We start from the raw sequence: 22,848 nt of genomic DNA, 5'->3' as shown, positions 1-22,848 counted from the left end.
TTTGACTGAGTAATTTTGGGTTACACGCAATGCTGTTAATGATCGACAACTATGATTCGTTTACCTACAACCTAGTGCAATACTTTCAGCGCTTGGATCAAGAGGTATTGGTTAAACGAAACGATGAGATAAGTGTTGCCGACATCAAGCAATTAAAGCCCGAACATATTGTCATTTCTCCTGGGCCTTGCTCACCAAATGAAGCCGGTATTTCGCTGCAAGTGGTTGAAGAGTTTAAAGGGCAGCTGCCTATTTTAGGTATCTGCTTGGGACATCAAACAATTGCGCAAGCATTGGGAGGTGAGGTCGTACGAGCACGACAGGTTATGCACGGTAAAACCTCCTTAGTGCACCATACAAACCAAGGTGTTTTTAAAGGCTTAGCCAACCCATTGACGGTATGTCGTTACCATTCGCTGGTGGTTGATAAACAGAGTCTTCCCAGTGAGCTCAGTATTACAGCGTGGACCGAACACAATACGCATTTTGATGAAATAATGGGAATAATGCACAAGGATCTCGCACTTGAAGGTGTGCAATTCCATCCTGAAGCAATTTTGACGCAACAAGGGCTTGAATTACTTGCCAACTTTTTAACTCGCTTCTAATCTTAAGCTAATTATTTACAAATATGAACGACAATACTGCTGTGCAAATGACCGATGAAATCCGACAACAAAGGACTGCGATGGTGCTTAATGAGCGTGCGCATGATCTTTTGCTTGGCCACAGTTTTGCACAGCGTCAGATTGGCTATATTCATACTTTAGAAATTGATTATGGCGAGCAAATGGAGCAGCGAACTTTATTAGAAGTTGAAGTTGCAGCGCAAAAGAAACGCCAAAAAAGCAGTACAGCGCACCATAAGTATCGTGCTCAAGCGAGTCAGCAATTACATCAAGTGATTGAAAATGCGATGAACAAGCAGCTGGAAGATATTGATTCAGTGGTACATGAAACCATTGGCATTCAAGACAGTGTGCCCGCTATTTTAGATATTCTTGCGACACGTTCAGCATCGGTAGGTCGCTTAGAGCCGTTAATTAAAGATTTAACCTGGCTTGGGCGTGAGCTCGTCGCGTTTGTTAATTTGCCATACTATCGCCAGCAACGCAGTAAACACACTTCCGTTAAAGTTGATAACCCGTTACTCGCATTGCGTTATATAGGTCTTGATAACCTGAAATTTGTGGTCCCGACATTCGCAGTACGTCACTGGATGCCTCACAGCACAGAACCCTTTCCTTTATTAAAGCGCCGCTTACGAGATAATTCAATGGCATGCGCTATTGCAGCACAAGAAATAGCAAAGCTAAACGGCGTTAATGAAGAACACGCGTTTACTTTAGGCATGTTATTGGATGTAGGGAAAATTGCCTTAGTAAGGCTCTATTTGCGCACTTTTGAGCGAGTGTGGCAACGCAAGGTGGCTATGGCGCGCGAAGAACAAAAGAAAGATTTGCATACTGCATTATTAGAGTTAAAACCCGATCCTTTATTTTTAAGTTCGTTATTAAGCAAATTGTCACTTAAAGTGACAGCCACCGTGATTGAGCAAATGGCATTTCGGTATTTGCCGTTTAACGCCGTTTTGCAGCAATTAACGACACCCCTTGCTAAAAATGATGAATACCTTCCTCTGACCCAAGTGATTTTAAAAGCACGGTGCTATGCGCAGTTTTTAAGCTTGAACGAACATCAGTTAGTTGAGAAAGATGAAGTTCAACGCTGGTTTACGCATTATGGTTTTACACAAAATGAGCTTGATGAACTGGCAAAATGCAACTTTGAGAACTTCCATATCCAAATTAATTAAAATAATTGTTAATTTTTTTGCGACTATTCATTCATTGTAAATGCTGAGCGATAGCAATATTTAGATAACGTGCCCATGCGTGGTTTGCTAGCAGCGCGCCTTTTAAGTGTATTTTGTATAAAAAATACCCCTCAAATAGTTATTCACTATCCATGAAAAAATATCTCAAACCCTTTATTTTCAAGGGCTGCATGAAAGTTTTCTAAGAGACAGATGGATTTTTTTCTGAAATAATGGATGAATGAAAATTGAACCAAAGAGTAATTAAGGTGATTTTACTCTAAGCTCAATTAGCTTAGTAAAATAGCTTAGTTTAGCTTTATAGCGCCGCTTAAGATGGCGTGTGCTTACGATAAAGAGGATATAAAATGACAGTCAATCGCGAATTATTTGATCACGTAATGGTTCCTAACTATGCACCATCAAGTGTTATTCCTGTGCGAGGCGAAGGCTCTCGAGTTTGGGACCAAGAAGGTCGTGAATTTATCGATTTTGCAGGTGGTATTGCTGTTAACTGCCTTGGCCACTGTCACCCGGCCTTAGTAAGTGCATTAAAAGAGCAGGGCGAGAAAATCTGGCATCTATCAAATGTGATGACCAATGAGCCAGCACTGCGTTTAGCTAAAAAGTTAACCGATGCAACGTTCGCAGAAAAAGTTTATTTTGCTAACTCTGGTGCAGAAGCAAACGAAGCCGCATTAAAACTTGCGCGTCGTTTTGCACTTGATAACTTTGGTGAGCAAAAATCACAAATTATCTCATTCAATAAAGGTTTCCACGGTCGTACATTTTTTACTGTAACAGTAGGTGGCCAGGCTGCCTATTCAGACGGCTTCGGTCCTAAGCCGGGCGATATCGTACATTGTGATTACAATGATTTAGCAGCTTTCGAAGCACTGATCAGTGACAATACATGTGCAGTCATGATGGAACCTCTACAAGGTGAAGGCGGGATCATTTCACCAACAAAAGAGTTTGTAAAAGGTGTACGTGAGCTGTGTACTAAGCACAATGCGCTGTTAATTTTTGATGAAGTACAAACAGGTGTCGGCCGTACTGGTGAGCTTTATGCGTATCAAGGTTTAAATGTCACGCCTGATATCTTAACCACAGCTAAAGCGTTAGGTGGCGGTTTTCCTATTGGTGCAATGATCACCACAACTGATATTGCTCAGCACTTAAAAGTAGGAACACACGGTTCTACTTATGGTGGTAACCCACTTGCGTGTGCTGTTGCAGAAGCTGCATTTGATACGGTGAATACACCAGAGGTGTTAAGTGGCGTTAAAGAAAAATCGGCTTTATTCCGCGAACTATTAACTGCAATCAACGACAAGTACAACGTATTTAGTGAAATTCGTGGCGAAGGTCTACTACTGGGTGCAGTGGTTACTGAGCAATTCAAAGGCCGTGCAAAAGAGTTTTTAGTGGCAGGGACCGAAGAAGGCGTCATGTCATTAGTAGCGGGTGCAGATGTTGTTCGCTTTACTCCTTCACTTGTTATTCCTGACGCTGATATCCGCGAAGGTATGGCTCGTTTCGAAAAAGCAGTTGCTAAAGTCGTTAACGGCTAATCATTCAACTGACATATCAGGGCAAGTACTGCTTGCCCGCGTTCATAATTTACCGTTATTTATAAGGGAGCAAGCGGACTCATGATGATCCTTCGCCCAATCCAGCAAAGTGATTACCCAGCATTACTTAAAATTGCCCATGAATCAGGGCATGGTTTTACATCTTTGCCTAATAATGAAGAGTTGTTACAAAAGAAAATCGATCATTCACTGAGCTCATTTGCAAAAGTAGCCCAGCAGCCTGGTGATGAAGGTTACCTGTTTGTTCTTGAAGATAGCGAAACAGGCGAAGTAGTGGGTACTTCAGCCATCGAAGCCGCCGTGGGTTTAGATGACGCGTTTTATCATTATCATTTAAGTAAAGCGATTCATTCATCGCGTACACTTAACGTTTATAAAGCCGTTGATATCTTAACGCTATGTAATGATTACACCGGTGCAACAGAGCTATGTACATTGTTTTTGAGAGATGGTTACCGCAAAAATAACAATGGTAAATTACTATCAAAAGCACGTTTTATGTTTATTAATCAACATAAAGAACGTTTTGCTGAAACAGTTATTGCAGAAATGCGTGGTGTGTCAAACGAGAATGGCGAAAGCCCATTTTGGCAATGGCTTGAAGAGCACTTTTTCTCAATGGATTTTCCAACAGCCGATTACCTGACGGGAATAGGTCAAAAAGTATTTATTGCCGAGTTAATGCCTAAATACCCAATTTACGTGAATCTATTAAGCAAAGATGCGCAAGCTGTTATTGGTCATGTGCATGATAATACTCGCCCAGCTATTGAGCTGTTGAAGAGTGAAGGTTTCACTTTTAACGGCTACGTTGACATTTTCGATGCGGGTCCTACGGTTGAAGCTAAAGTGGATAATATCGCTACGATTCGTAATTCAAGAAAGGTGCAGGTCGAAATAGGTCAAAGCCAAGGCGACACCACCGTGATGCTCGCTAATGATAAATTGACTGACTTTAGAGCCACAGTGACACAAATTAATCTACCGTGTGATGTCGATACAATTACCCTTTCAAGTGAGCTTGCAAAAGCCCTTCACTTAGAAGCTGGCGACACCGTATCAGTTGCAAAACTATAGAATTTAGGAGACACAGTAATGACGCATGCAGCGCAATTTATTAATGGTCAATGGCAAGCAGGCCTTGGTCATGCATTCAACTCTGTAAACCCTGCAAATAATGATGTTATTTGGCAAGCAAATACAGCCACGGCTGAGCAAGTAGACAGTGCTGTAAATGCCGCGCGCCAAGCTTTTTATAGTTGGGCGGATAAATCATTTGCAGAACGTTTAGCTATTGTTAAAACGTTCGCTGAAACGCTTAAAGAGCATAGTGAAGAGTTAGCGCTGATCATTGCGCAAGAAACAGGTAAACCGTTGTGGGAAACTCGCACTGAAGCAGGCGCCATGGTGGGTAAAATTGCGATTTCTGAAAAAGCGTTTTTAGAGCGTACCGGCGACGTTGAAAACCCCATGCCACAAGGCCGTGCGATGATCCGTCATAAACCACATGGTGTTGTTGCCGTTTTTGGTCCGTATAACTTCCCGGGTCATTTACCAAATGGGCATATTGTTCCAGCATTACTAGCGGGTAACACGGTTGTATTTAAACCTTCTGAGCTCACTCCCGCTGTTGCAGAGCTGACTTTAAAACTGTGGCAAAAAGCAGGTTTACCTGATGGGGTTATTAACCTTGTTCAAGGTGAAGTTGATACAGGCAAAGCGCTTGCGGCGCATAAAGGCATTGACGGCTTATTCTTTACGGGGTCATCGCGTACAGGTCATATCCTACATGAACAATTTGCAGGTCAACCGGGTAAAATCCTTGCTTTAGAGATGGGGGGGAATAACCCGCTTATCGTGACTGACGTTGCGGATACTAAAGCTGCTATTCACGATATAATTCAATCTGCGTTTATTTCTTCAGGCCAACGTTGTACCTGTGCGCGTAAGTTATTCTTACCTGTGGGCGAGCAAGGTGACGCCATCTTAGCGGGTCTAATAAAAGCAACCAAAGCGATTAAAGTCGGTGAATATGATGCTGATGACCAGCCATTCATGGGCTCTATGATTTCAGCTGCGGCTGCCGCGGGTATGGCTGCAGCACAACAGCAATTAGTAGAACTAGGTGCTGACGTATTAGTTGAGTTAACGCATACAGAAAATACCGGCTTTGTAACGCCAGGCATTTTAGAGTGTACAAACGTGACTAATTTCCCTGATGAAGAGCACTTTGGTCCACTTCTTAAAGTTTTCCGCTTTACTGATTTTGATGCTGCCATTGATAAAGCAAATGACACAAGCTTTGGTTTATCAGCGGGTCTATTAAGTGACAATGCAGCTGATTACGACCACTTCTTACGTCGTATTCGTGCTGGTATTGTTAATTGGAACCGCCCAATTACGGGTGCATCGAGTGCGGCTCCGTTTGGTGGCATTGGTGCGTCTGGTAACCACAGAGCAAGTGCATATTATGCAGCAGACTACTGTGCATACCCTGTTGCGTCAGTTGAGCTTGAAAAAGTGGCTATGCCAGCCACATTAAGCCCTGGCTTAAAAATAGACTAAATCAGTATTAATGATTATAAAAAGCAGCTTCGGCTGCTTTTTTTGTATTGGCTTTATAGCAAAGGTAGCAATTAAAAGCGCTTTCTGCTTAAATCTATAGAGTTAGTCATTTTATTAGGTGTGCAGTCGTATGGTTTTAGATAGGCAAGGGTACGATGATCTTGTCATGTATCTCACTCAAAATTTAGCGCTATTTGAGAAGCCAGGTCAAATAAAGCCAGGAGCTCCAACGGTGCTAGAGCTAATTGAAGACGTGATTGCCGAGAATGTCATGCTGCTTTGCGAACAGCATACAGAATTGAACACCGAACAACGCAGCCAAATCGTTCGCGAAGTCGATGGCATCGTTTATGACTTACAAGAAGTACTAAGCAGTGTCACAAATCAACCTGTTACTGTTGAGCAACACGCCTTTATAGATGAGTTTGCTGGACTTGTAAAAAACTTATTCGATACAGCCGTTGCTGAAAGTGCGTAATCTCCTTTAACACCTAATATCGTTTTTCGATTGCATCTGAGTGTGACTTGCTTACAATCAAGCAAAATAACTTTTAGAGATAAAATAAATGCAAGCGAATGTAAAATGGGTAGAAGGTGATACCTTTATTGGCCTTTCAAATTCAGGTCACAATGTCGTTTTTGATGCGGGTAGTGACAGTGCTGCACCAAGTCCAATGGAAATGGTATTAATGTCGGCAGGGTGTTGTTCATCTGTTGATGTTGTTAGTATTCTTAAAAAAGCGAAGCAATCATTTTCTGACGTGCAAGTAAAGCTCAGTGCTGAGCGTGCTGAATCTGCTCCTCGTGTGTTTACCAAGATTCATCTACATTTTGTGGTTACTGGCGATAACGTGTCTGAAAAACACCTTGCGCGTGCTGTTCAATTGTCTGCAGAAAAGTATTGTTCTGTAGCCTTAATGCTTGATAAAACAGTAGAAATTACACATAGCCATGAAGTTGTGGAAGAACAAGTAAAATAACGCTTTTTCCAAACGCAAAATTCGTATAAAATCCGCGAACTTTTATTTCTGCTGGTGCAGGTTTCACTCGTTTAAAGGTTGGTTTAGCATGAATAAACCCTTCGATAAAATTAAGCTTCATGGCTTTAATAATTTAACTAAGAGCTTAAGCTTCAGTATTTACGATATTTGCTACGCGAAGACTGAACAACAGCGTAAAGAATATATTGAATATATCGACGAACAGTACAGTGCTGATCGCCTTACCGATATTTTAGGTGAAGTAGTGGACATTATTGGTGCAAACATTTTGAATGTTTCTCGCCAAGATTATGATCCGCAAGGTGCCAGTGTAACAATTCTGATCTCAGAAGAGCCAATTGAGCAGCAAACAACGTACGACGTTGATGAAGCGCCGGGTCCACTTCCTGAAACTGTGGTAGCACACTTAGATAAAAGTCATATCTGTGTTCACACGTACCCAGAAGCGCACCCTGATGATGGTATTTGTACTTTCCGTGCTGATATCGAAGTATCAACGTGTGGCATTATTTCGCCACTGAAAGCGTTGAACTTCTTAATTCACAGCCTTGAGTCAGATGTAGTAACAATTGACTACCGTGTTCGTGGTTTCACGCGTGATGTTGATGGTGTGAAACACTATATCGACCATGCGATCAATTCTATTCAGAATTACATGACTGAAGATACAAAAGAAGCGTACCAAATGATGGACGTAAACGTGTATCAAGAAAACTTGTTCCACACTAAAATGATGTTAAAAGAAACCGACTTAAATACCTATTTATTCGGTGTATCTACATCTGATTTGTCAGAAGACGAAGAAGAAGAGATCCGCTCTAAGCTAACACGCGAGATGCAAGAAATCTTCTACGGTCGTAACTTACCTGACACTGAGTAGTCACTGGTAACGTATTAAAAAAACGGCGCATAAAATTATTATGCGCCGTTTTTTATTTTATAAGCAGTAACTCAGTTTGTCTGCCATTTAGATACCACACCCCTGATTTATCGAAAAACGCATCTTCTTCGAGCATAATTCGAATTTCTTTATTCCATTGTTTTATAAAAACGGCGTTGTTTAATTCAATCGAATACGCGGTATTTAAGTGCAGTGGATAGTCGCCATCGCCAGCAACCCCTTGTTGTGAATCCCACATGCCCAGCGTTGTTCCCGCAGCATGGCCATGGTAACCAATAGGGTGGGTGTATATTGTGGGCTTTAACCCTTGAGCAATCGCCTCTGCACGAGACTCTTTTAGTACTTCATTACCCGTTTTACCGGCTGCAAAGTGTGAGGTGAAAATATCTTGTAATTGATTGCCACTTTTTAAGGCATTCACTAAATAGTCTGGTGCCTGCGTTTCGTTTTCTTTTAACACGTAAGCATGTTGTTGAGTGTCAGTGTTCAAGCGCAAATAGGTAATGCCAAAATCAACATGCAGTAGATCACCCGCTTGAATAATGTGCTCATTATCTTTGCTAAAGCTTGTTTCATGATCAAACGTTTTTTTATCGGCACGCTGTATACTGACACTGGGGTGAAACCATGTTTGCAGTTTTAATTCTCTTACCCGCTCTCTAAACCACCAGGCTAAATCGTTTGTGGTTGTTTCACCTACCTTTATCACTTTGCTTGAGAAGCCCTCAGCAATAATTTGATGCGCAATAGCCACTGCCTTTTTATACATGTCTACTTCTTCAGGTAAACGTTGCTCGAGCCACTCAATAGCGAGAGGTTCAGCAGAAATGAGCTTATCAAGGTATTTTTTAGGGAGTGCGCTTTTAAGATTATTAAAATCACCGACGACAAGACCATCGGCATGTGCCCAGTTTTGAGAGGTGTTTAGGGCAATATTTTTAGGTTGGTATGTTTCAATTATGTCATTTAGAGCAAGCCATTGATCAGGTTGCTTTTGTTTATCCCATGACTTTTTGAATACCTTGCCGATTTTATATGGCGCGATAGCGTGCGCATCAACCCCACCTTGTTGGTTTCGAGCAAACACCAAAATGGTGGTGCGTCTGGCTGATAACCAAGTCGCAGGCAGCATTGTTTTTAAAATAGGATCTTCGTTATATTCTCTACTGATTAGCAGCCACATATCAATATTATGTTGCTTCATTAAAGGGGGCAGTAACGTTTTTACTCGTAATTCAGTCATTTTATCAATAAATTCAGCGCGCGCTTTCATTGGTAAAATATCGACCGTATTTGCGCTTAATGGTAGGGCTAATAAGGCACAAAATAATGAAATAACCGTTTTTTTGTTATTAGTCATGGGTTAACTCTTTTTATTGTCAGTGTCTTTAGAACATAGCAATAATAAATAGACAAGACGATAAGATTAAGATGAATAACAGGTTTCTATCTACGGGGTTGCTTGCTACAGTAAATTGATAGATTGCTCAAGAATGACTAAACCAATGATTGAACATCAGTTATTTAAAGCCGAACAAATAAGAACGAATGAAGCCATTGTGGCTAAACGCTGCGGTGTTGCGATGTACACGCTTATGGAACGTGCTGGTCAGGCTGTGTTTATGCATAGCGTGAACTACTTTGCGGACGCGTTGCATTATGTGGTGTTGGTCGGCGTTGGAAACAATGCAGGTGATGGCTACATCGTTGCAAATTTGGCTAAACAAGCAGGAAAAAACGTGACAGTGATAGCCGCTGTACCTGACAAACCCTTGTCAGGAGATGCACTCACCGCACAACAAGCTTGGTTAGATGCCACAGGCGAAATCGTGACAGACTTTGCTGTGCTTGAACAGGCTGATGTTATCGTTGATGGTTTGCTTGGTACGGGTATTCAAAGTGACGTTCGCTCGCCATTTAGTGAGCTGATAAACGCGGCGAATAATAGCCAAGCGCCCATTATAGCTATCGATCTACCCTCTGGTATTCATGCCGATACTGGCGCCGTTCAAGGTATTGCAATTAAAGCGACTGTTACTGTGACCTTTGTGGGTATTAAACAAGGTTTGGTAACGGGGCAAGGGCGCGCGCATGCAGGGCAATGTGAGTTTGCAGATTTAGGCATTGCTGATGCATTTGCGTTGCTGTGCTCACCCTGTGCTTTGCTTATTAATCAGCAAACAATCAACTCACTACCAGCGCGTGATAACAATAGCCACAAAACCAGCCATGGTAAGTTATTGTGCATTGGGGGTAATGCAGGTACAGCAGGTGCTATTCGCTTAACGGCAGAAGCGGCACTGAGAACAGGTGCGGGTATGGTTAAGGTGTATACGCATACCAGCTCAATTCTCAGTGTAAGTATGGGAAGGCCAGAGTTAATGGTCACAGACGCTAATCTAATTGCTTCTCTTGAATGGGCAAGCTGTATTGCCATAGGCCCCGGTTTGGGGCTTGATAGTTGGTCTGAGGCTACCTTTGAAACAGTCATGCAGTACTGTTTCACCAATAATAAACCCTTAGTTATTGACGCCGATGCACTTAATTTAATTGCCCAACATGCGTCGTCATTTCCACTGACAAACACGGTTATCACTCCTCACCCCGGTGAAGCCGCACGGCTGCTTAATTGCAGCACCTCAGACATAGAAACTGACCGTTTTGCAGCGGTCAAACGTTTAGCGCACAGCTATACCACAACCTGCGTACTAAAAGGGGCTGGCACATTAATTAGCAATAACAATAAAACCTGGGTCTGCACAGATGGTAATCCAGCCCTTGCTGTTGGGGGGAGTGGAGATGTACTCACTGGCGTTATTGCAGCCCTAATTGCACAAGGGCTAGATACTCAGCAAGCAGCCTGCCGAGGGGTCTGCTTACATGCAAAAGCGGGTGATATCGCCGCTGAGCGTGATGGTGAGCGTGGTATGTTGCCAAGTGATTTGTTTATGATAGTCAGAGAGTTAGTTAATTCACCTTAACAAGCCATAAATTAAAGGGCCAATTTCATTTATGCCTATTCGCCTCATAAACAGCTCACAATCGTTGAGTATTATTGCGGGTTGTATCAGAGTGTTTCAAAATGATGGGCTCTTGTGTCGACAGTGTGGGTTTTATTTTTTAGTCATTAGTTATAAATTAAACAATATGTAGCACGGTTAATAGTCGCGTTGCTATTACATGTATACCCACTGTTTGGATTAAAATAATTAAAAGGATTTATATGAATAAAGCGGTTAATTTATACTTGCCTCTACTCGTGAGTGGCATAGCCTTAGTCACTGCAAGTGTGAGTGTGCAAGCTGACAGCTCTCACCCAGTACAACACTTTCCAAAAACAGCAACCCAGTGGAAAGCCACTACACAAAAAGATATTGAAGCTGCTTATCAGCAATCAGTCGATAATCACCCCGGCATGTTTGATAGCGATAACCCAGGGTTTCCACAATTACTGTTTAATGCCAAGCAACACGCTTTAATGCTTGCCGACCAAGTAGAAAATGCACAAGGTTACGCAGCCGCAATTGCACGTTTTAATTCGGTTTTGCAAGATGGTCACGCTGGGGCAGTTGCACTGTTACCTGACGACGTTAAGTTGCCACGACGCTGGCCCGGATTTTCTGCAGTATGGCGTGGTGATGGCTTAAAAGTGTATTACAGCGAGCATGATAAAGTAACGAAAGGGGATAAAATAGTGCGCTGTAATAACACGCCTATTGAACCCTTAATGCGCGATACCCTGTTTAAATTTTATGGTGAAGTTGATCAACCCGGTCATTGGTGGAACCAAGGATGGCGATTATTAGTGGATGATGGAAACCCATTTCTAACCCCCTTTAAAAGTTGTGATTTTGTGAAAGTCAGTGGCGCGACGTATAGCGTTAGACTTGAATGGTCTGAGCGACCAAAAAATGTTCGCCAGCACTTAGTAAATGCTTACAATGGTGATGAGCTCGAGGTAGGCCTACACTGGGCAACTCAAGAGATTGCTTGGGTAGCAATGCCTTCATTTTCACCAAATGAAGAACAAAAAGCACGTTACCGACAACTCTTCACTGATTTAGCCGAGCAGCGTGAACAGTTGCTAACGGCTAAAGCGGTGATATTCGATCTTCGCCATAATCAAGGCGGCTCAACATATTGGAGTATGAAAATTGCTGAGCAACTTTGGGGGCCGCAGCATGTGACATCGCGAAGAGAGCAGTTAGTTAAAAATACACGCGTTTGGTGGCGAGCATCCAAAGATAATACGCAATACCTTGAGTCATTAAAAACAAAAGTGCAAGACCAGCCCGAGGTCTTCGCTATAGTAAAACAAGTCTCAGCAGGTATGCAGACGGCGTTAGATATGGGTGAACCTTTTTATATTGAGAAGAAGCCAGCAACGACACCGGTCTCAGATGAAGTATCTGAAAGTGATTTTAACACTAAAGCCATCGTTATAGTGCCCGGACAATGTGCCAGTGCGTGTCTGGATGCAATTGATACTTTTAAGTTATTTTCAAATACAGTGTTATTTGGTGCGCCGAGCAGTGCTGATTCAACCTATATGGATGTTCGATTTGTTGATACTCCCTCAGGGTTAAGCAAAGTGATAATCCCTAACAAAGTTTATGTAAACAGAGCGCGCGGTAAGGGGGATTTTTACTGGCCTGATATTCCATACCATGGCGTTGACTGGACAACAGAGGTGTTATTAGAACACATTGAGCGTGTTATAAAGTAAAGTGCTAACAATATGTTGTATTGATATAAATTCGCAATAGTACTTAATCATATTGAGAGATTAAAGTTGTTGCTATTCGCGCTAAAAATCTCTGACTTATGATCGCATGAGTTAGCTGCATTATCTTTCCTTTTATTTTTTGAGTATTAAATATTAATTAAAAAATGATTAATATATTACTTGAATTTACTTTGTTCAATAAACTATACTTGCTTTAAGTGGATTGGGAGTACCCGGTCGGCGTTGGAACCTCGGTGAGTATCATCGGGGTTTTTCGCTATCTAGCGTTTGAAAATACTCTGTGTTTATTAAAAACGTTATGGAAAGTGCTTTAATCCCCACTGATCATACCCTTTGCCAACGGCACATCTTCCACCTTCACAATAAAACTTATTCTGAAGAATATCAAAAGCTTGATTTTTCTGCTCTGGTTTTAGTACGTATCTACCTATTGGGCGAGCCACTAAATCAGCTAATTGTAAGCCAGCGGAGTTGGAGTTTTTAGATGCCATTCTTATTTTAAATGGTAAATCACGTTGGTACTTATTTTCTCCATCACAGATACGACGGAATTCTAACTCGAGCTCGTTATCTTCTTTTTTGCCTCTGCATTCAACGATCACATGGGTTTCGAGTGTTTGTTGTTCCTTCTCAGTTACTAAGTCATATAGTGTTTCTAAACAATGCTTAAGTGCTATATGGTAAGGGTTATCAACCTCATCAGGGTTACGTATTTTATTTTTCTCAATTACACAGGATGCAAGTATAAAATTACTGCCATCAATGATTTCACTTAAACGACCTAAGAATTGATGTTTATCTTCTCGGCTTTTAAATGTAGTGAAATCTCCTTTTTCCTTACGAATCTCGTGCTCGTGCAAAATTACCAAATCGTGACCAAAGTAATCAAATTTGAGCTGTTGCAGCCTAGGAACAACATTTGATAAGTATTGACCCTTATAAAAAATGCAAAATGCTAGTACAAAGACAGGGTAGTCCTTATCGATTGATGTTAAGCTATGGTCGCCACTTTCATCAACGTACACTACAAAATCACTAAACCCACGCTGTTGCCCAATTGACGCTTTTGGTTTATCAAACGATGCTTTGTTCTGCAAGTCAACGCTCATGGAGTTTTTTCCTTTTTTCAGAGAGAAGTTAAGAATGTTGTTAACTATTATGTCGGATAGCAGCGCATTACTGTAACCGCTCCCTAATTTAAGATTCACACTTTTCTTTAGCAAGCTCAAAAGCTGCTTCGGTATCTGCACAACCACTAAAATATACACTATGACTATCGCAGTACTCTGACACTTCGGCTGTTATATCAATAGCTGTTGCTATATCGTTTATACTCTCATTTGATCCCATAAGATGTTTCACTCCACTCATTATTAATTTCTTATTACCTTTGGGCTAATCAATAATATAGCTGAGATTAGAGTAAGTCATTACTTATAAAGTGTTGCTATACAATTACCTATGACAGTTAGGTTACTGTTGGTAATTTTATGGCGACACATTACACAGCATTCTGCTGTCTGAGCCAAAGCATCAGCACTTTTCTTTGACCTTGCATTGATTCACGCCAACCCCGCTCAAGGCGCTGCTCGAAGTATTCCTCAAATGCCAAGTCATAAGGATTAGCCTCTGCTTTTATCTTGGTATGTCGCTTTATCACGGTGTCATTGGTATATATCAATCGTTTGTTAAACCGATCGCTTGTAATACCAGAAAATGTTCAGTTGCGTTCTCTTAAGGATTTAAAGTATTTAGTTTTAATCCACATTTTCGCCTATTGGAACGAAGTCTTCGACGCCACCACTAAAACATTTTCAAACTCGACAATCCACATAGCTAGAGGATACTTGCGTAAAGATATATCTGTGATAGTTAAACGTCAGTTTTTAATGGTTTTTATTGATTTTATAAAATTCTATAAAAGTTGAATTTAAGCAGTAAGTTTTAGGAAGAGAAAGTGGCGTGATTTAATTGAGAAAAATATTTCCTTGATTAGTTATGATTTTAGCAACTACATACTAGTATTATTGTTCTAGTATAAATGTAATAGGAAAATCATTTTGAATAAATATATGGATTGCTTGTTGTTACTCTTTTATTTAGCTCAGCTTTGAATGCTCACTCAGGAAGAACTAATTCATCAGGCTGCCATACCAATCATTCTAATGGTAGTTATCACTGTCATAATAAAAAAGCAGCTTCAGATAAGCCAACATACTGTCATGTACTTAATGATGAAAAGCGCTGCGGTTATGCTTATTCCACTTGCCAGTCGCTGAAAAAGAAATATGGTGGAAATTGTGAAATCTCATCGTAGCTAATGAGTTTGAATATATGCTTAAAAGTTTAACTGTAAGTAGTGTTTAGAGATGGTTGTGTTTGCAAGGCAAAGCTCAATCTATGATGAAAAAACCCAGCCGAAGCTGGGTTTTTTAAGCGAAGTGCTTGGAGTGGACTACATCATGCCGCCCATTCCACCCATGCCGCCCATGCCGCCCATATCAGGGGCACCAGCGTCATCTTTTGGGATTTCAGCAACCATTGCTTCAGTTGTGATCATAAGACCCGCGATTGAAGCTGCGTACTGTAGTGCAGAACGCGTTACTTTAGTTGGGTCTAGGATACCCATTTCGATCATGTCGTTGTATTCGCCAGACGCTGCGTTATAACCGTAGTTACCTTCACCGCCTTTCACATTGTTAACAACAACAGATGCTTCGTCGCCTGCGTTTGTAACGATTTGACGCAGTGGTGCTTCCATCGCACGAAGTGCAACTTTAATACCGTGACTTTGGTCTTCATTGTCACCAATTAAGTCTACCAGCTTGTTTGCAGCGCGCACTAATGCAACACCACCACCCGGTACAACACCTTCTTCAACCGCTGCGCGAGTTGCGTGTAATGCATCTTCTACGCGGTCTTTCTTCTCTTTCATTTCGATTTCAGTTGCTGCGCCAACTTTGATTACTGCAACACCGCCAGCTAGTTTAGCCATACGCTCTTGTAGTTTTTCTTTATCGTAGTCAGACGTTGCTTCTTCGATTTGTGCTTTGATTTGTGCAACACGGCCATTGATACCGTCTTCTTCACCTGCGCCATCGATGATTGTTGTGTCATCTTTAGTGATCACAACGCGCTTCGCTGTACCGAGGTCTTCAACTGTTGCTTTTTCAAGTTCTAAACCGATTTCTTCAGAAATTACAGTACCACCCGTTAAGACTGCGATGTCTTGTAGCATTGCTTTACGACGGTCGCCAAAACCAGGTGCTTTAACCGCAGATACTTTAACGATACCGCGCATGTTGTTCACAACAAGCGTTGCAAGTGCTTCACCTTCAAGGTCTTCAGCAATAATTAATAAAGGCTTGCTTGCTTTAGCAACCGCTTCTAATGTAGGTAGTAACTCACGGATGTTAGATACTTTTTTATCTACAAGTAGAATGAATGGGTTATCAAGCTCTACAGCGCCTTTTTCGGCGTTGTTGATGAAGTAAGGAGACAGGTAACCGCGGTCAAACTGCATACCTTCAACAACGTCTAATTCGTTTTCTAGTGACTGACCTTCTTCAACAGTGATAACACCTGAATCACGACCCACTTTTTCCATTGCTTCAGCAATAATGTTACCAATTTCGCTATCAGAGTTAGCAGAAATAGTACCTACTTGGGCAATCGCTTTTGTGTCAGCACAAGGAACAGACAATGCTTTAAGCTCTTCAACAGCTGCTGTAACCGCTTTGTCGATACCGCGCTTAAGATCCATTGGGTTCATGCCTGCGGCAACTGCTTTTAAGCCTTCGTTTACGATAGCTTGCGCTAATACGGTTGCAGTTGTTGTACCATCACCTGCAGCGTCATTCGCTTTTGACGCTACTTCTTTAACCATTTGTGCGCCCATGTTCTCGAACTTGTCTTCAAGCTCGATTTCTTTTGCAACAGACACACCATCTTTAGTGATGACTGGCGCACCGAATGATTTGTCTAAAACAACATTACGGCCTTTAGGGCCTAAAGTTACTCTTACTGCGTTTGCTAAAATATTTACGCCTGTTAGCATTTTGCCACGTGCGTCACTTGCAAAAAGTACTTCTTTTGCTGCCATGATTTAATTCCTCTTAAATTCTGTAAACGGGTTGCTAAACGAAAAGTAGGATTAACCTACAATGCCTAGAATGTTATCTTCACGCATGATCAGGTACTCTTGACCTTCGATCTTTTCAGCTTTTTCAACATAAGAGCCAAACAGCACAGTGTCACCGGCTTTTACTTCTAATGCTCTTACCTCACCGTTGTCTAATACACGGCCATTACCAACAGCGATAACTTCTCCGCGCGTTGATTTTTCAGCTGCAGAGCCAGTTAAAACAATACCGCCAGCAGACTTAGTTTCTTCTTCTAGACGCTTAACGATGACGCGATCATGTAAAGGACGAATGTTCATTTATTTAGTTCTCCTAACAGTTTCTGAACAGTACAGAAAAAATCTTGTGTTATGCAGGGGAGTGCTAAAGCCACCCGTTGCGTTTCATTGCCTTCAATAATGGGGGTGGCTTAAAAAAATCCAAGTATAAAAATTAAAAATTTTTAATCTTTTCGCTCAAATTCGCCATCAATGGTTGTTGGCTGGTGAGTTGGCTCTTCATGTTGGCTGGTTTTACTATGATATTGAAAGTGTGCAGCGCCTTGATTCATTTGTGAGCTCATACGCACAGTCGCTTGACTGGCAAGGCCTGCCGCCAATTTATTGCGCACTACTGGCGTTAATAATAAAAAGCCAAACACGTCGGTCATAATACCAGGGGTCATCAGTAAGACACCGGCGATAATCACACACAGACCGGTAAATAACTCTTTTGCAGGCATTTGCCCTTGCGCCATTTGCAGTTGTACGTTTTGAATAGCACCGATACCTTGCTGCTTTACAAGTTTTGCACCGACAATCGCGGTGACAATGACAAGCGCTATGGTTGCAAAGCCGCCAATGACTTCACTCACTTGAATGAGCAGTGCAATCTCAACAATCGGCACTAAAATAAATAATAAAAACAAAAATCTAAACATAACGCTCTCTAAAAATGTCGCTCTTTTTTGAGTCAGTGAAATATAAATATGGGTGATCAGGTCTTTTTTCAAGGTAGAACCAAGGATCATTGAGGCCGCTACACATTGTAGTGACTATCGGCTACTATGGTGCGACTCATGTAATCAAATAAAGGTTCCTTATGACTACGCATTTTCGACTAATTTTTACTACCTGTGCAAATGAGAATGAAGCGCGTCTGCTGGCTCAGCACCTAGTTAAAGAAAAGCTAGCGGCCTGTGTGAACATTTTGCCGACCATTGAATCGATTTACATGTGGGAAGGTGAAGTGACTCAAGCCAAAGAGAGTAAGTTACTGATCAAAACAAAATCAGAAAAAATGAATGAGGTGATCCAAACTATCAAGAAGTTGCATAGTTATGAGGTGCCAGAAATTCAGGTCGTTGATGTCGCAACAGGCAATTTAGCCTATTTTAATTGGATGGATGAGGTACTTAATTAATGCGATCGTTCTTTTTATTACTCTGCGCACTGTGGTTATTGCCAGCCAGTGCAAGTAATAGCAATTTACTCGGAAATTTACTGCAACAACCAGCAGAACACACTTTTCTTCCTGTGGATCAGGCCTTTGTTTTTGATTTTGATCAGCAAGGTAACACCCTCTTCATTGGCTGGGACATAGCGCCAGACTATTACTTATATAAAAAGAAAGTCGAAATAATTGCCAAAGGAGCTGATATTGAAATTCCAGACCTTGGCAAAGGTGAAATAATCGAAGATGAGTTTTTTGGCAGAACCGAGGTTTTTTTTGATTCCTTAAGTATCATCTCCAAATTAAGCAACGTGACAGAAGATGCCGTTGTAAAAGTGCGATTTCAGGGCTGTGCAGAGGCTGGCTTATGTTATCCGCCAGAAGTTAGAACCATCCCTCTTTCAGTCATCGCCGGTGAGCAGGTTACCGACAGTGCATCTGCGGGTAATGCATTAGCGGCATTAACAGCCAATGCTGAGTCTTTAGAAAATGCAGAGCCTTCAAAAACAGAACAAAAAAATACATCTGCAGCTCCCAAGGGGGAGCAGTCTTATACAGATAAATTAGCCTCACAGGGATTACTGACTAATTTAGTGATTTTCTTCTTGGTGGGTGTGGGTCTGGCCTTTACGCCGTGTGTTTTTCCGATGTTTCCAATTTTATCGAGCTTGATAGCAGGCCAGCAAAACCTTTCAACGAAAAAAGCATTTTCATTATCTTTTGTCTATGTACAAGGTATGGCGGTGACATATGCTGCGTTAGGTTTGGTGGTTGCTTCACTGGGTGGACAAGTTCAAGGGTATTTACAGCACCCAACCGTACTGATTAGCTTTAGTATTTTGTTTGTATTGCTGGCCATGTCGATGTTTGGTTGGTACGAAATTAAATTGCCAAGCGGCATGATGAATAAGCTCACTCAGGTGAGTAACCAGCAAAAAGGCGGCAACTATGTTGGCGTGTTTATGATGGGGGTGTTGTCGGGTTTAATCGCGTCACCTTGTACCACGGCACCGTTATCAGCAGCCCTGCTTTATGTTGCACAAAGTGGCGACTACTTGGTAGGCGGCTTGACGCTTTATGTACTCAGCTTAGGTATGGGCTTACCGTTATTATTACTTGGCACATCAGGTGGTAAATTACTTCCTAAAGCCGGCGGTTGGATGGAACAGGTTAAAATCTTGTTCGGCTTTATTATGTTGGTTGTGCCACTCATTTTATTAGAGCGAATTGTTGATATTGAAATCATTTGGTTGATGGCCGGTTTACTTGCACTTGCAACCGCGTTGTATTTGCACCATTGGCAAAGTGGTCAGTCGCAAAGTAAGCTAAAAACGGTTTTATGGTTTGCGGCAACGTTATTAGTCATTACAGGGGCTTCGTTAACGAAAAACTACTTTTGGCCGACTAAAGCAGTGGTTACTAATGTGGTAGAGCAAAACCACGGCTTTACACAAGTGGCGAACCTAGCAGAGCTTAAAGATAAAATTAGTGATGCAAATAGCCAAGGCCGTTTAGTGATGGTGGACCTGTATGCCGATTGGTGTGTTGCGTGTAAAGAATTTGAGCATTACACCTTTCCAGATGCCAATGTGCAAAGTGAGTTTGCTCATTTTGAGTTAATTCAAATTGATTTAACCGAAAGTGATGCAAAAACCATTGAGTTAATGGAAGAGTACACGGTGTTTGGTTTACCAAGTATTTTGTTTTTTGATACCCAAGGTAACGAGTTAGCCGAGCAACGAGTCACGGGCTTTTTAAATGCGAAAGACTTTGCCGAACATTTAGCAAAAGTACGAAATAACGCAAAATAAACGGTTAATTGCATCGAACAAGCTGAACGCCACTCAATTGAGTGGCATTTTTATTTTTAAAAGAGCACTTCATGTAAAATCTAATACATTAGGTTTAATTTTAAACGGTTTGAATAATTAATCACCCTAATAAAACAACAAGGATAACTTGTCGCAGCTCCTTGTCACACGTACGATGCGCCTTGTTTAAGAGTGATTAGACCAGTATTTTGCTGCTATTTACGTCGAAATATCTATAATAGGTGGTTAACGTGAGAAATAGTTGCTATTTTACATTTACCCTCTTAAGTTAAGCAGGGGTTTATGTTGAATATGTTTAAACTAGTTACTTAAAGGATATATCGCGTATTATGGCTGCAAAATTCAGACTTTTAGTTATAAATGGGCCAAATTTAAACATGCTTGGCAAGCGTGAACCTGAAAAGTATGGCACACAATCTCTTGACGAGATTATGGCTGAACTAAGCACGGTCGCGACGCGTTACCATGTTGATTTAACGCATTTTCAAAGTAACAGTGAAGCGGCGCTTATTGAGCGAATTCATGCAGCGTGGCAAGCGGTTGATTGTATTATTATCAACCCTGCAGCATTTACACATACAAGCGTTGCCTTACGAGATGCATTACTCAGTGTAAACATTCCCTTTTACGAGGTGCATTTAAGTAATGTACATGCACGTGAAGCATTTCGTCATCATTCGTATTTTTCGGATGTGGCACAAGGCGTTATCGTTGGATTAGGAGCAATGGGTTATAAAGTAGCACTTGAAGCTGCGGTTAATCGGTTGCAAAACACACATTAATTTTAAATAAACTAACAGGCGGGTCGTTTAATGGATATTCGCAAGATCAAAAAACTTATCGAACTAGTAGAAGAATCTGGTATTGCTGAATTAGAAATCACTGAAGGTGAAGAATCAGTACGCATTAACCGTAATAATATGAGTGCAGGTCCTGCAATGCATTATGCACCTCAACATTTTGCGGCACCAGCGCCGGCAGCAGCACCTGCTCCAGTTGCTGAAGCACCAGCGGCAGAAGCAGCACCGGCAGCACCAACCGGTCATCAAGTTAAATCACCAATGGTAGGTTCTTTCTACTCAGCAGCATCACCAGAAGCAGCGCCGTACGTAGAAGTAGGTTCAAAAGTAAATGTTGGCGATACACTGTGTATCGTTGAAGCAATGAAAATGATGAACCAAATCGAATCAGACAAAGCGGGCACAGTAAAAGCTATCTTAGTTGAAAACGGCGAGCCAGTAGAATTCGATCAACCTTTATTCATCATTGAATAATAGCGCAACAAAAGGCCAACTCTATGTTAGATAAAGTAGTCATTGCAAACCGAGGTGAAATTGCACTTCGTGTATTGCGCGCCTGCAAAGAGCTTGGGATCAAAACTGTTGCTGTGCACTCAACGGCAGACCGTGATCTTAAGCACGTGTTACTGGCAGACGAAACAATTTGTATTGGTAAACCTGCTGCGTCTGAAAGTTACTTAGATATTCCGCGCATTATTGCGGCGGCAGAAGTAACGGATGCGGTGGCGATTCACCCAGGTTATGGTTTTCTTTCTGAGAATGCAGACTTTGCTGATCAAGTAGAGCAAAGCGGCTTTGTGTTTATCGGTCCAAGAGGCGACACAATTCGTCTAATGGGCGACAAAGTATCTGCAATTGAAGCAATGCGTAAAGCTGGCGTACCATGTGTACCAGGTTCTGACGGTCCATTAACGGCTGATAATGAACGCAATATTCAAATCGCTAAGCGCATTGGTTACCCTGTAATCATTAAAGCAGCAGGCGGCGGCGGTGGTCGTGGTATGCGTGTTGTGCGTAGCGAAAAAGAGTTAGTAGATTCAATCGCATTAACACAACAAGAAGCGAAGCAGTTCTTCGGTAATGGTATGGTTTACATGGAAAAATTCCTAGAAAACCCACGTCATATCGAAGTACAAGTATTAGCTGACGGCCAAGGTAACGCTGTTCACCTTGGTGAGCGTGACTGTTCAATGCAACGTCGTCACCAAAAAGTGGTTGAAGAAGCACCCGCACCGGGCATTACAGCTGAAATGCGTAAGTTCATCGGTGATCGCTGTACACGTGCATGTATCGAAATCGGTTATCGCGGTGCAGGTACTTTTGAGTTCTTATACGAAAACGGTGAGTTCTACTTCATTGAAATGAACACCCGTATTCAAGTTGAGCACCCTGTAACAGAGATGGTAACAGGTGTTGACTTAATTAAAGAACAGCTAAAAATTGCTGCGGGTCAACCACTATCATTCACTCAAGAAGATGTGGTTATTCGTGGCCACGCCATTGAGTGTCGTATTAACGCAGAAGACCCTGAAACCTTCATTCCTTCACCGGGTAAAATCACACGATTCCACCCAGCTGGCGGTTTAGGTATTCGTTGGGACAGCCACATTTATGCTGATTACACTGTACCACCTCATTACGATTCAATGATTGGTAAGTTGATCTGTTACGGTGAAAACCGTGATGTAGCGATTGCGCGTTCACGTAATGCGTTAAACGAATTAGTTATCGACGGCATTAAGACCAACACCCCACTGCACAAGAAAATCTTGGCAGATGAAAACTTCCAAAACGGTGGTACTAATATCCACTACCTTGAGAAGAAACTCGGTCTTTAAACATAATAATGTTTACCTAAAACAAACCGGCAACTTTGCCTAATGCCAGTCAGTTAAGAGCTGACTGGCATTTTCTTTTGTAAGGATACTTATTTGGTTTCCTTCTTATCACCCTTGGATAATGCCTGTCTGGTAGCCTATCGGGTAAGATAAACAACCTAAGTGTTGTCAGTAACTCAT

At 41.7% G+C, this 22,848-nt stretch carries 22 protein-coding genes; 16 read left to right on the top strand and 6 right to left on the bottom strand.

Going from position 1 to position 22,848, the window contains the following annotated elements; genetic code table 11:
- Positions 1–29: 29 nt before the first annotated feature.
- From JIG41_RS16300 to speD, 8 genes are all read left to right on the top strand, one after another.
- The gene (locus JIG41_RS16300) at positions 30–608 is read left to right on the top strand and encodes an aminodeoxychorismate/anthranilate synthase component II (RefSeq protein WP_036973380.1); all 579 of its coding nucleotides are present in this window, start codon (positions 30–32) and stop codon (positions 606–608) included.
- Between the two features lie 47 nt (positions 609–655).
- Positions 656–1,816, top strand: a complete 1,161-nt coding sequence (locus JIG41_RS16295; RefSeq protein WP_036973752.1) for an HDOD domain-containing protein — start codon at positions 656–658, stop codon at positions 1,814–1,816.
- Between the two features lie 368 nt (positions 1,817–2,184).
- Positions 2,185–3,390, top strand: coding sequence for an aspartate aminotransferase family protein (locus tag JIG41_RS16290; protein WP_036973379.1), 1,206 nt, complete (start codon positions 2,185–2,187; stop codon positions 3,388–3,390).
- A gap of 81 nt (positions 3,391–3,471) precedes the next feature.
- Positions 3,472–4,488: an arginine N-succinyltransferase gene (gene astA, locus JIG41_RS16285; RefSeq protein WP_036973377.1), complete on the top strand. Its 1,017-nt coding sequence runs from the start codon at positions 3,472–3,474 to the stop codon at positions 4,486–4,488.
- Between the two features lie 18 nt (positions 4,489–4,506).
- Positions 4,507–5,976 carry a succinylglutamate-semialdehyde dehydrogenase gene (astD, locus tag JIG41_RS16280; protein WP_065979401.1) on the top strand — a complete coding sequence of 490 codons (1,470 nt, stop codon included), beginning with the start codon at positions 4,507–4,509 and terminating at the stop codon, positions 5,974–5,976.
- Between the two features lie 130 nt (positions 5,977–6,106).
- Entirely contained in the window at positions 6,107–6,454 is a 348-nt protein-coding gene (locus JIG41_RS16275) for a DUF3802 family protein (RefSeq protein ID WP_065979400.1), read from the top strand.
- Positions 6,455–6,542: 88 nt separating this feature from the next.
- Positions 6,543–6,956, top strand: a complete 414-nt coding sequence (locus JIG41_RS16270) for an OsmC family protein (RefSeq protein WP_036973371.1) — start codon at positions 6,543–6,545, stop codon at positions 6,954–6,956.
- A gap of 88 nt (positions 6,957–7,044) precedes the next feature.
- Entirely contained in the window at positions 7,045–7,857 is an 813-nt protein-coding gene (gene speD, locus JIG41_RS16265; protein ID WP_036973370.1) for an adenosylmethionine decarboxylase, read from the top strand.
- A gap of 52 nt (positions 7,858–7,909) precedes the next feature.
- Here speD and JIG41_RS16260 read toward each other — a convergent pair whose 3' ends face one another.
- Positions 7,910–9,238, bottom strand: coding sequence for a M24 family metallopeptidase (locus JIG41_RS16260; protein ID WP_065979398.1), 1,329 nt, complete (start codon positions 9,236–9,238; stop codon positions 7,910–7,912).
- 145 nt (positions 9,239–9,383) lie between these two features.
- Between JIG41_RS16260 and JIG41_RS16255 the strand changes: the two genes are divergently transcribed.
- Entirely contained in the window at positions 9,384–10,859 is a 1,476-nt protein-coding gene (locus JIG41_RS16255) for an NAD(P)H-hydrate dehydratase (RefSeq protein WP_199525106.1), read from the top strand.
- A gap of 242 nt (positions 10,860–11,101) precedes the next feature.
- Positions 11,102–12,604, top strand: coding sequence for a S41 family peptidase (locus tag JIG41_RS16250; RefSeq protein WP_199525095.1), 1,503 nt, complete (start codon positions 11,102–11,104; stop codon positions 12,602–12,604).
- A gap of 317 nt (positions 12,605–12,921) precedes the next feature.
- Here the strand turns inward: JIG41_RS16250 and JIG41_RS16245 are convergent, their stop codons facing one another.
- Positions 12,922–13,833: a DUF3800 domain-containing protein gene (locus JIG41_RS16245; protein ID WP_199525094.1), complete on the bottom strand. Its 912-nt coding sequence runs from the start codon at positions 13,831–13,833 to the stop codon at positions 12,922–12,924.
- Positions 13,823–13,975 (bottom strand): hypothetical protein, encoded by a 153-nt coding sequence (locus tag JIG41_RS16240; protein WP_199525093.1) that lies wholly within the window; start codon positions 13,973–13,975, stop codon positions 13,823–13,825. The genes JIG41_RS16245 and JIG41_RS16240 overlap by 11 nt, the downstream gene beginning before the upstream one ends.
- A 727-nt stretch (positions 13,976–14,702) precedes the next feature.
- Here JIG41_RS16240 and JIG41_RS23095 point away from each other — a divergent pair.
- Positions 14,703–14,942 (top strand): YHYH domain-containing protein, encoded by a 240-nt coding sequence (locus JIG41_RS23095; protein ID WP_199525092.1) that lies wholly within the window; start codon positions 14,703–14,705, stop codon positions 14,940–14,942.
- A gap of 138 nt (positions 14,943–15,080) precedes the next feature.
- Here JIG41_RS23095 and groL read toward each other — a convergent pair whose 3' ends face one another.
- The 3 genes from groL to JIG41_RS16220 all read right to left on the bottom strand — a co-directional run bounded on the left by groL (position 15,081) and on the right by JIG41_RS16220 (position 17,686).
- On the bottom strand, positions 15,081–16,727 hold the full coding sequence (groL, locus tag JIG41_RS16230) for a chaperonin GroEL (protein ID WP_075594292.1): 1,647 nt from the start codon (positions 16,725–16,727) through the stop codon (positions 15,081–15,083).
- Positions 16,728–16,778: 51 nt separating this feature from the next.
- Complete coding sequence (locus tag JIG41_RS16225; RefSeq protein ID WP_036973362.1) at positions 16,779–17,066, bottom strand: co-chaperone GroES; 288 nt, start codon at positions 17,064–17,066, stop codon at positions 16,779–16,781.
- Between the two features lie 143 nt (positions 17,067–17,209).
- Entirely contained in the window at positions 17,210–17,686 is a 477-nt protein-coding gene (locus tag JIG41_RS16220) for an FxsA family protein (protein WP_036973751.1), read from the bottom strand.
- A 161-nt stretch (positions 17,687–17,847) separates the two neighbouring features.
- Between JIG41_RS16220 and cutA the strand changes: the two genes are divergently transcribed.
- The 5 genes from cutA to accC all read left to right on the top strand — a co-directional run bounded on the left by cutA (position 17,848) and on the right by accC (position 22,668).
- The gene (gene cutA, locus JIG41_RS16215) at positions 17,848–18,168 is read left to right on the top strand and encodes a divalent-cation tolerance protein CutA (protein WP_036973361.1); all 321 of its coding nucleotides are present in this window, start codon (positions 17,848–17,850) and stop codon (positions 18,166–18,168) included.
- Positions 18,168–20,009 (top strand): protein-disulfide reductase DsbD, encoded by a 1,842-nt coding sequence (locus tag JIG41_RS16210; protein ID WP_199525091.1) that lies wholly within the window; start codon positions 18,168–18,170, stop codon positions 20,007–20,009. The genes cutA and JIG41_RS16210 overlap by 1 nt, the downstream gene beginning before the upstream one ends.
- 350 nt (positions 20,010–20,359) lie before the next feature.
- Positions 20,360–20,812: a type II 3-dehydroquinate dehydratase gene (aroQ, locus tag JIG41_RS16205; RefSeq protein WP_036973359.1), complete on the top strand. Its 453-nt coding sequence runs from the start codon at positions 20,360–20,362 to the stop codon at positions 20,810–20,812.
- Positions 20,813–20,842: 30 nt separating this feature from the next.
- On the top strand, positions 20,843–21,304 hold the full coding sequence (accB, locus tag JIG41_RS16200; RefSeq protein ID WP_036973358.1) for an acetyl-CoA carboxylase biotin carboxyl carrier protein: 462 nt from the start codon (positions 20,843–20,845) through the stop codon (positions 21,302–21,304).
- Positions 21,305–21,327: 23 nt separating this feature from the next.
- The gene (accC, locus tag JIG41_RS16195) at positions 21,328–22,668 is read left to right on the top strand and encodes an acetyl-CoA carboxylase biotin carboxylase subunit (RefSeq protein ID WP_036973357.1); all 1,341 of its coding nucleotides are present in this window, start codon (positions 21,328–21,330) and stop codon (positions 22,666–22,668) included.
- Positions 22,669–22,848: the final 180 nt, after the last annotated feature.

The organism is Pseudoalteromonas sp. bablab_jr011 (genome assembly GCF_016464045.1).
GTDB lineage: Bacteria > Pseudomonadota > Gammaproteobacteria > Enterobacterales > Alteromonadaceae > Pseudoalteromonas > Pseudoalteromonas lipolytica.
Note: the sequence above shows the minus strand (reverse complement) of the source record. Positions and strands in the feature narration are given on the sequence as shown.

Excerpts from the sequence above, each read along its gene's own strand:
- JIG41_RS16300 (WP_036973380.1), top strand. The coding sequence starts at position 30 with ATGCTGTTAATGATCGACAACTATGATTCGTTTACCTACAACCTAGTG.
- JIG41_RS16295 (WP_036973752.1), top strand. The coding sequence starts at position 656 with ATGACCGATGAAATCCGACAACAAAGGACTGCGATGGTGCTTAATGAG.
- JIG41_RS16290 (WP_036973379.1), top strand. The coding sequence starts at position 2,185 with ATGACAGTCAATCGCGAATTATTTGATCACGTAATGGTTCCTAACTAT.
- astA (WP_036973377.1), top strand. The coding sequence starts at position 3,472 with ATGATGATCCTTCGCCCAATCCAGCAAAGTGATTACCCAGCATTACTT.
- astD (WP_065979401.1), top strand. The coding sequence starts at position 4,507 with ATGACGCATGCAGCGCAATTTATTAATGGTCAATGGCAAGCAGGCCTT.
- JIG41_RS16275 (WP_065979400.1), top strand. The coding sequence starts at position 6,107 with ATGGTTTTAGATAGGCAAGGGTACGATGATCTTGTCATGTATCTCACT.
- JIG41_RS16270 (WP_036973371.1), top strand. The coding sequence starts at position 6,543 with ATGCAAGCGAATGTAAAATGGGTAGAAGGTGATACCTTTATTGGCCTT.
- speD (WP_036973370.1), top strand. The coding sequence starts at position 7,045 with ATGAATAAACCCTTCGATAAAATTAAGCTTCATGGCTTTAATAATTTA.
- JIG41_RS16260 (WP_065979398.1), bottom strand. The coding sequence starts at position 9,238 with ATGACTAATAACAAAAAAACGGTTATTTCATTATTTTGTGCCTTATTA.
- JIG41_RS16255 (WP_199525106.1), top strand. The coding sequence starts at position 9,384 with ATGATTGAACATCAGTTATTTAAAGCCGAACAAATAAGAACGAATGAA.
- JIG41_RS16250 (WP_199525095.1), top strand. The coding sequence starts at position 11,102 with ATGAATAAAGCGGTTAATTTATACTTGCCTCTACTCGTGAGTGGCATA.
- JIG41_RS16240 (WP_199525093.1), bottom strand. The coding sequence starts at position 13,975 with ATGGGATCAAATGAGAGTATAAACGATATAGCAACAGCTATTGATATA.
- groL (WP_075594292.1), bottom strand. The coding sequence starts at position 16,727 with ATGGCAGCAAAAGAAGTACTTTTTGCAAGTGACGCACGTGGCAAAATG.
- JIG41_RS16225 (WP_036973362.1), bottom strand. The coding sequence starts at position 17,066 with ATGAACATTCGTCCTTTACATGATCGCGTCATCGTTAAGCGTCTAGAA.
- JIG41_RS16220 (WP_036973751.1), bottom strand. The coding sequence starts at position 17,686 with ATGTTTAGATTTTTGTTTTTATTATTTATTTTAGTGCCGATTGTTGAG.
- cutA (WP_036973361.1), top strand. The coding sequence starts at position 17,848 with ATGACTACGCATTTTCGACTAATTTTTACTACCTGTGCAAATGAGAAT.
- JIG41_RS16210 (WP_199525091.1), top strand. The coding sequence starts at position 18,168 with ATGCGATCGTTCTTTTTATTACTCTGCGCACTGTGGTTATTGCCAGCC.
- aroQ (WP_036973359.1), top strand. The coding sequence starts at position 20,360 with ATGGCTGCAAAATTCAGACTTTTAGTTATAAATGGGCCAAATTTAAAC.
- accB (WP_036973358.1), top strand. The coding sequence starts at position 20,843 with ATGGATATTCGCAAGATCAAAAAACTTATCGAACTAGTAGAAGAATCT.
- accC (WP_036973357.1), top strand. The coding sequence starts at position 21,328 with ATGTTAGATAAAGTAGTCATTGCAAACCGAGGTGAAATTGCACTTCGT.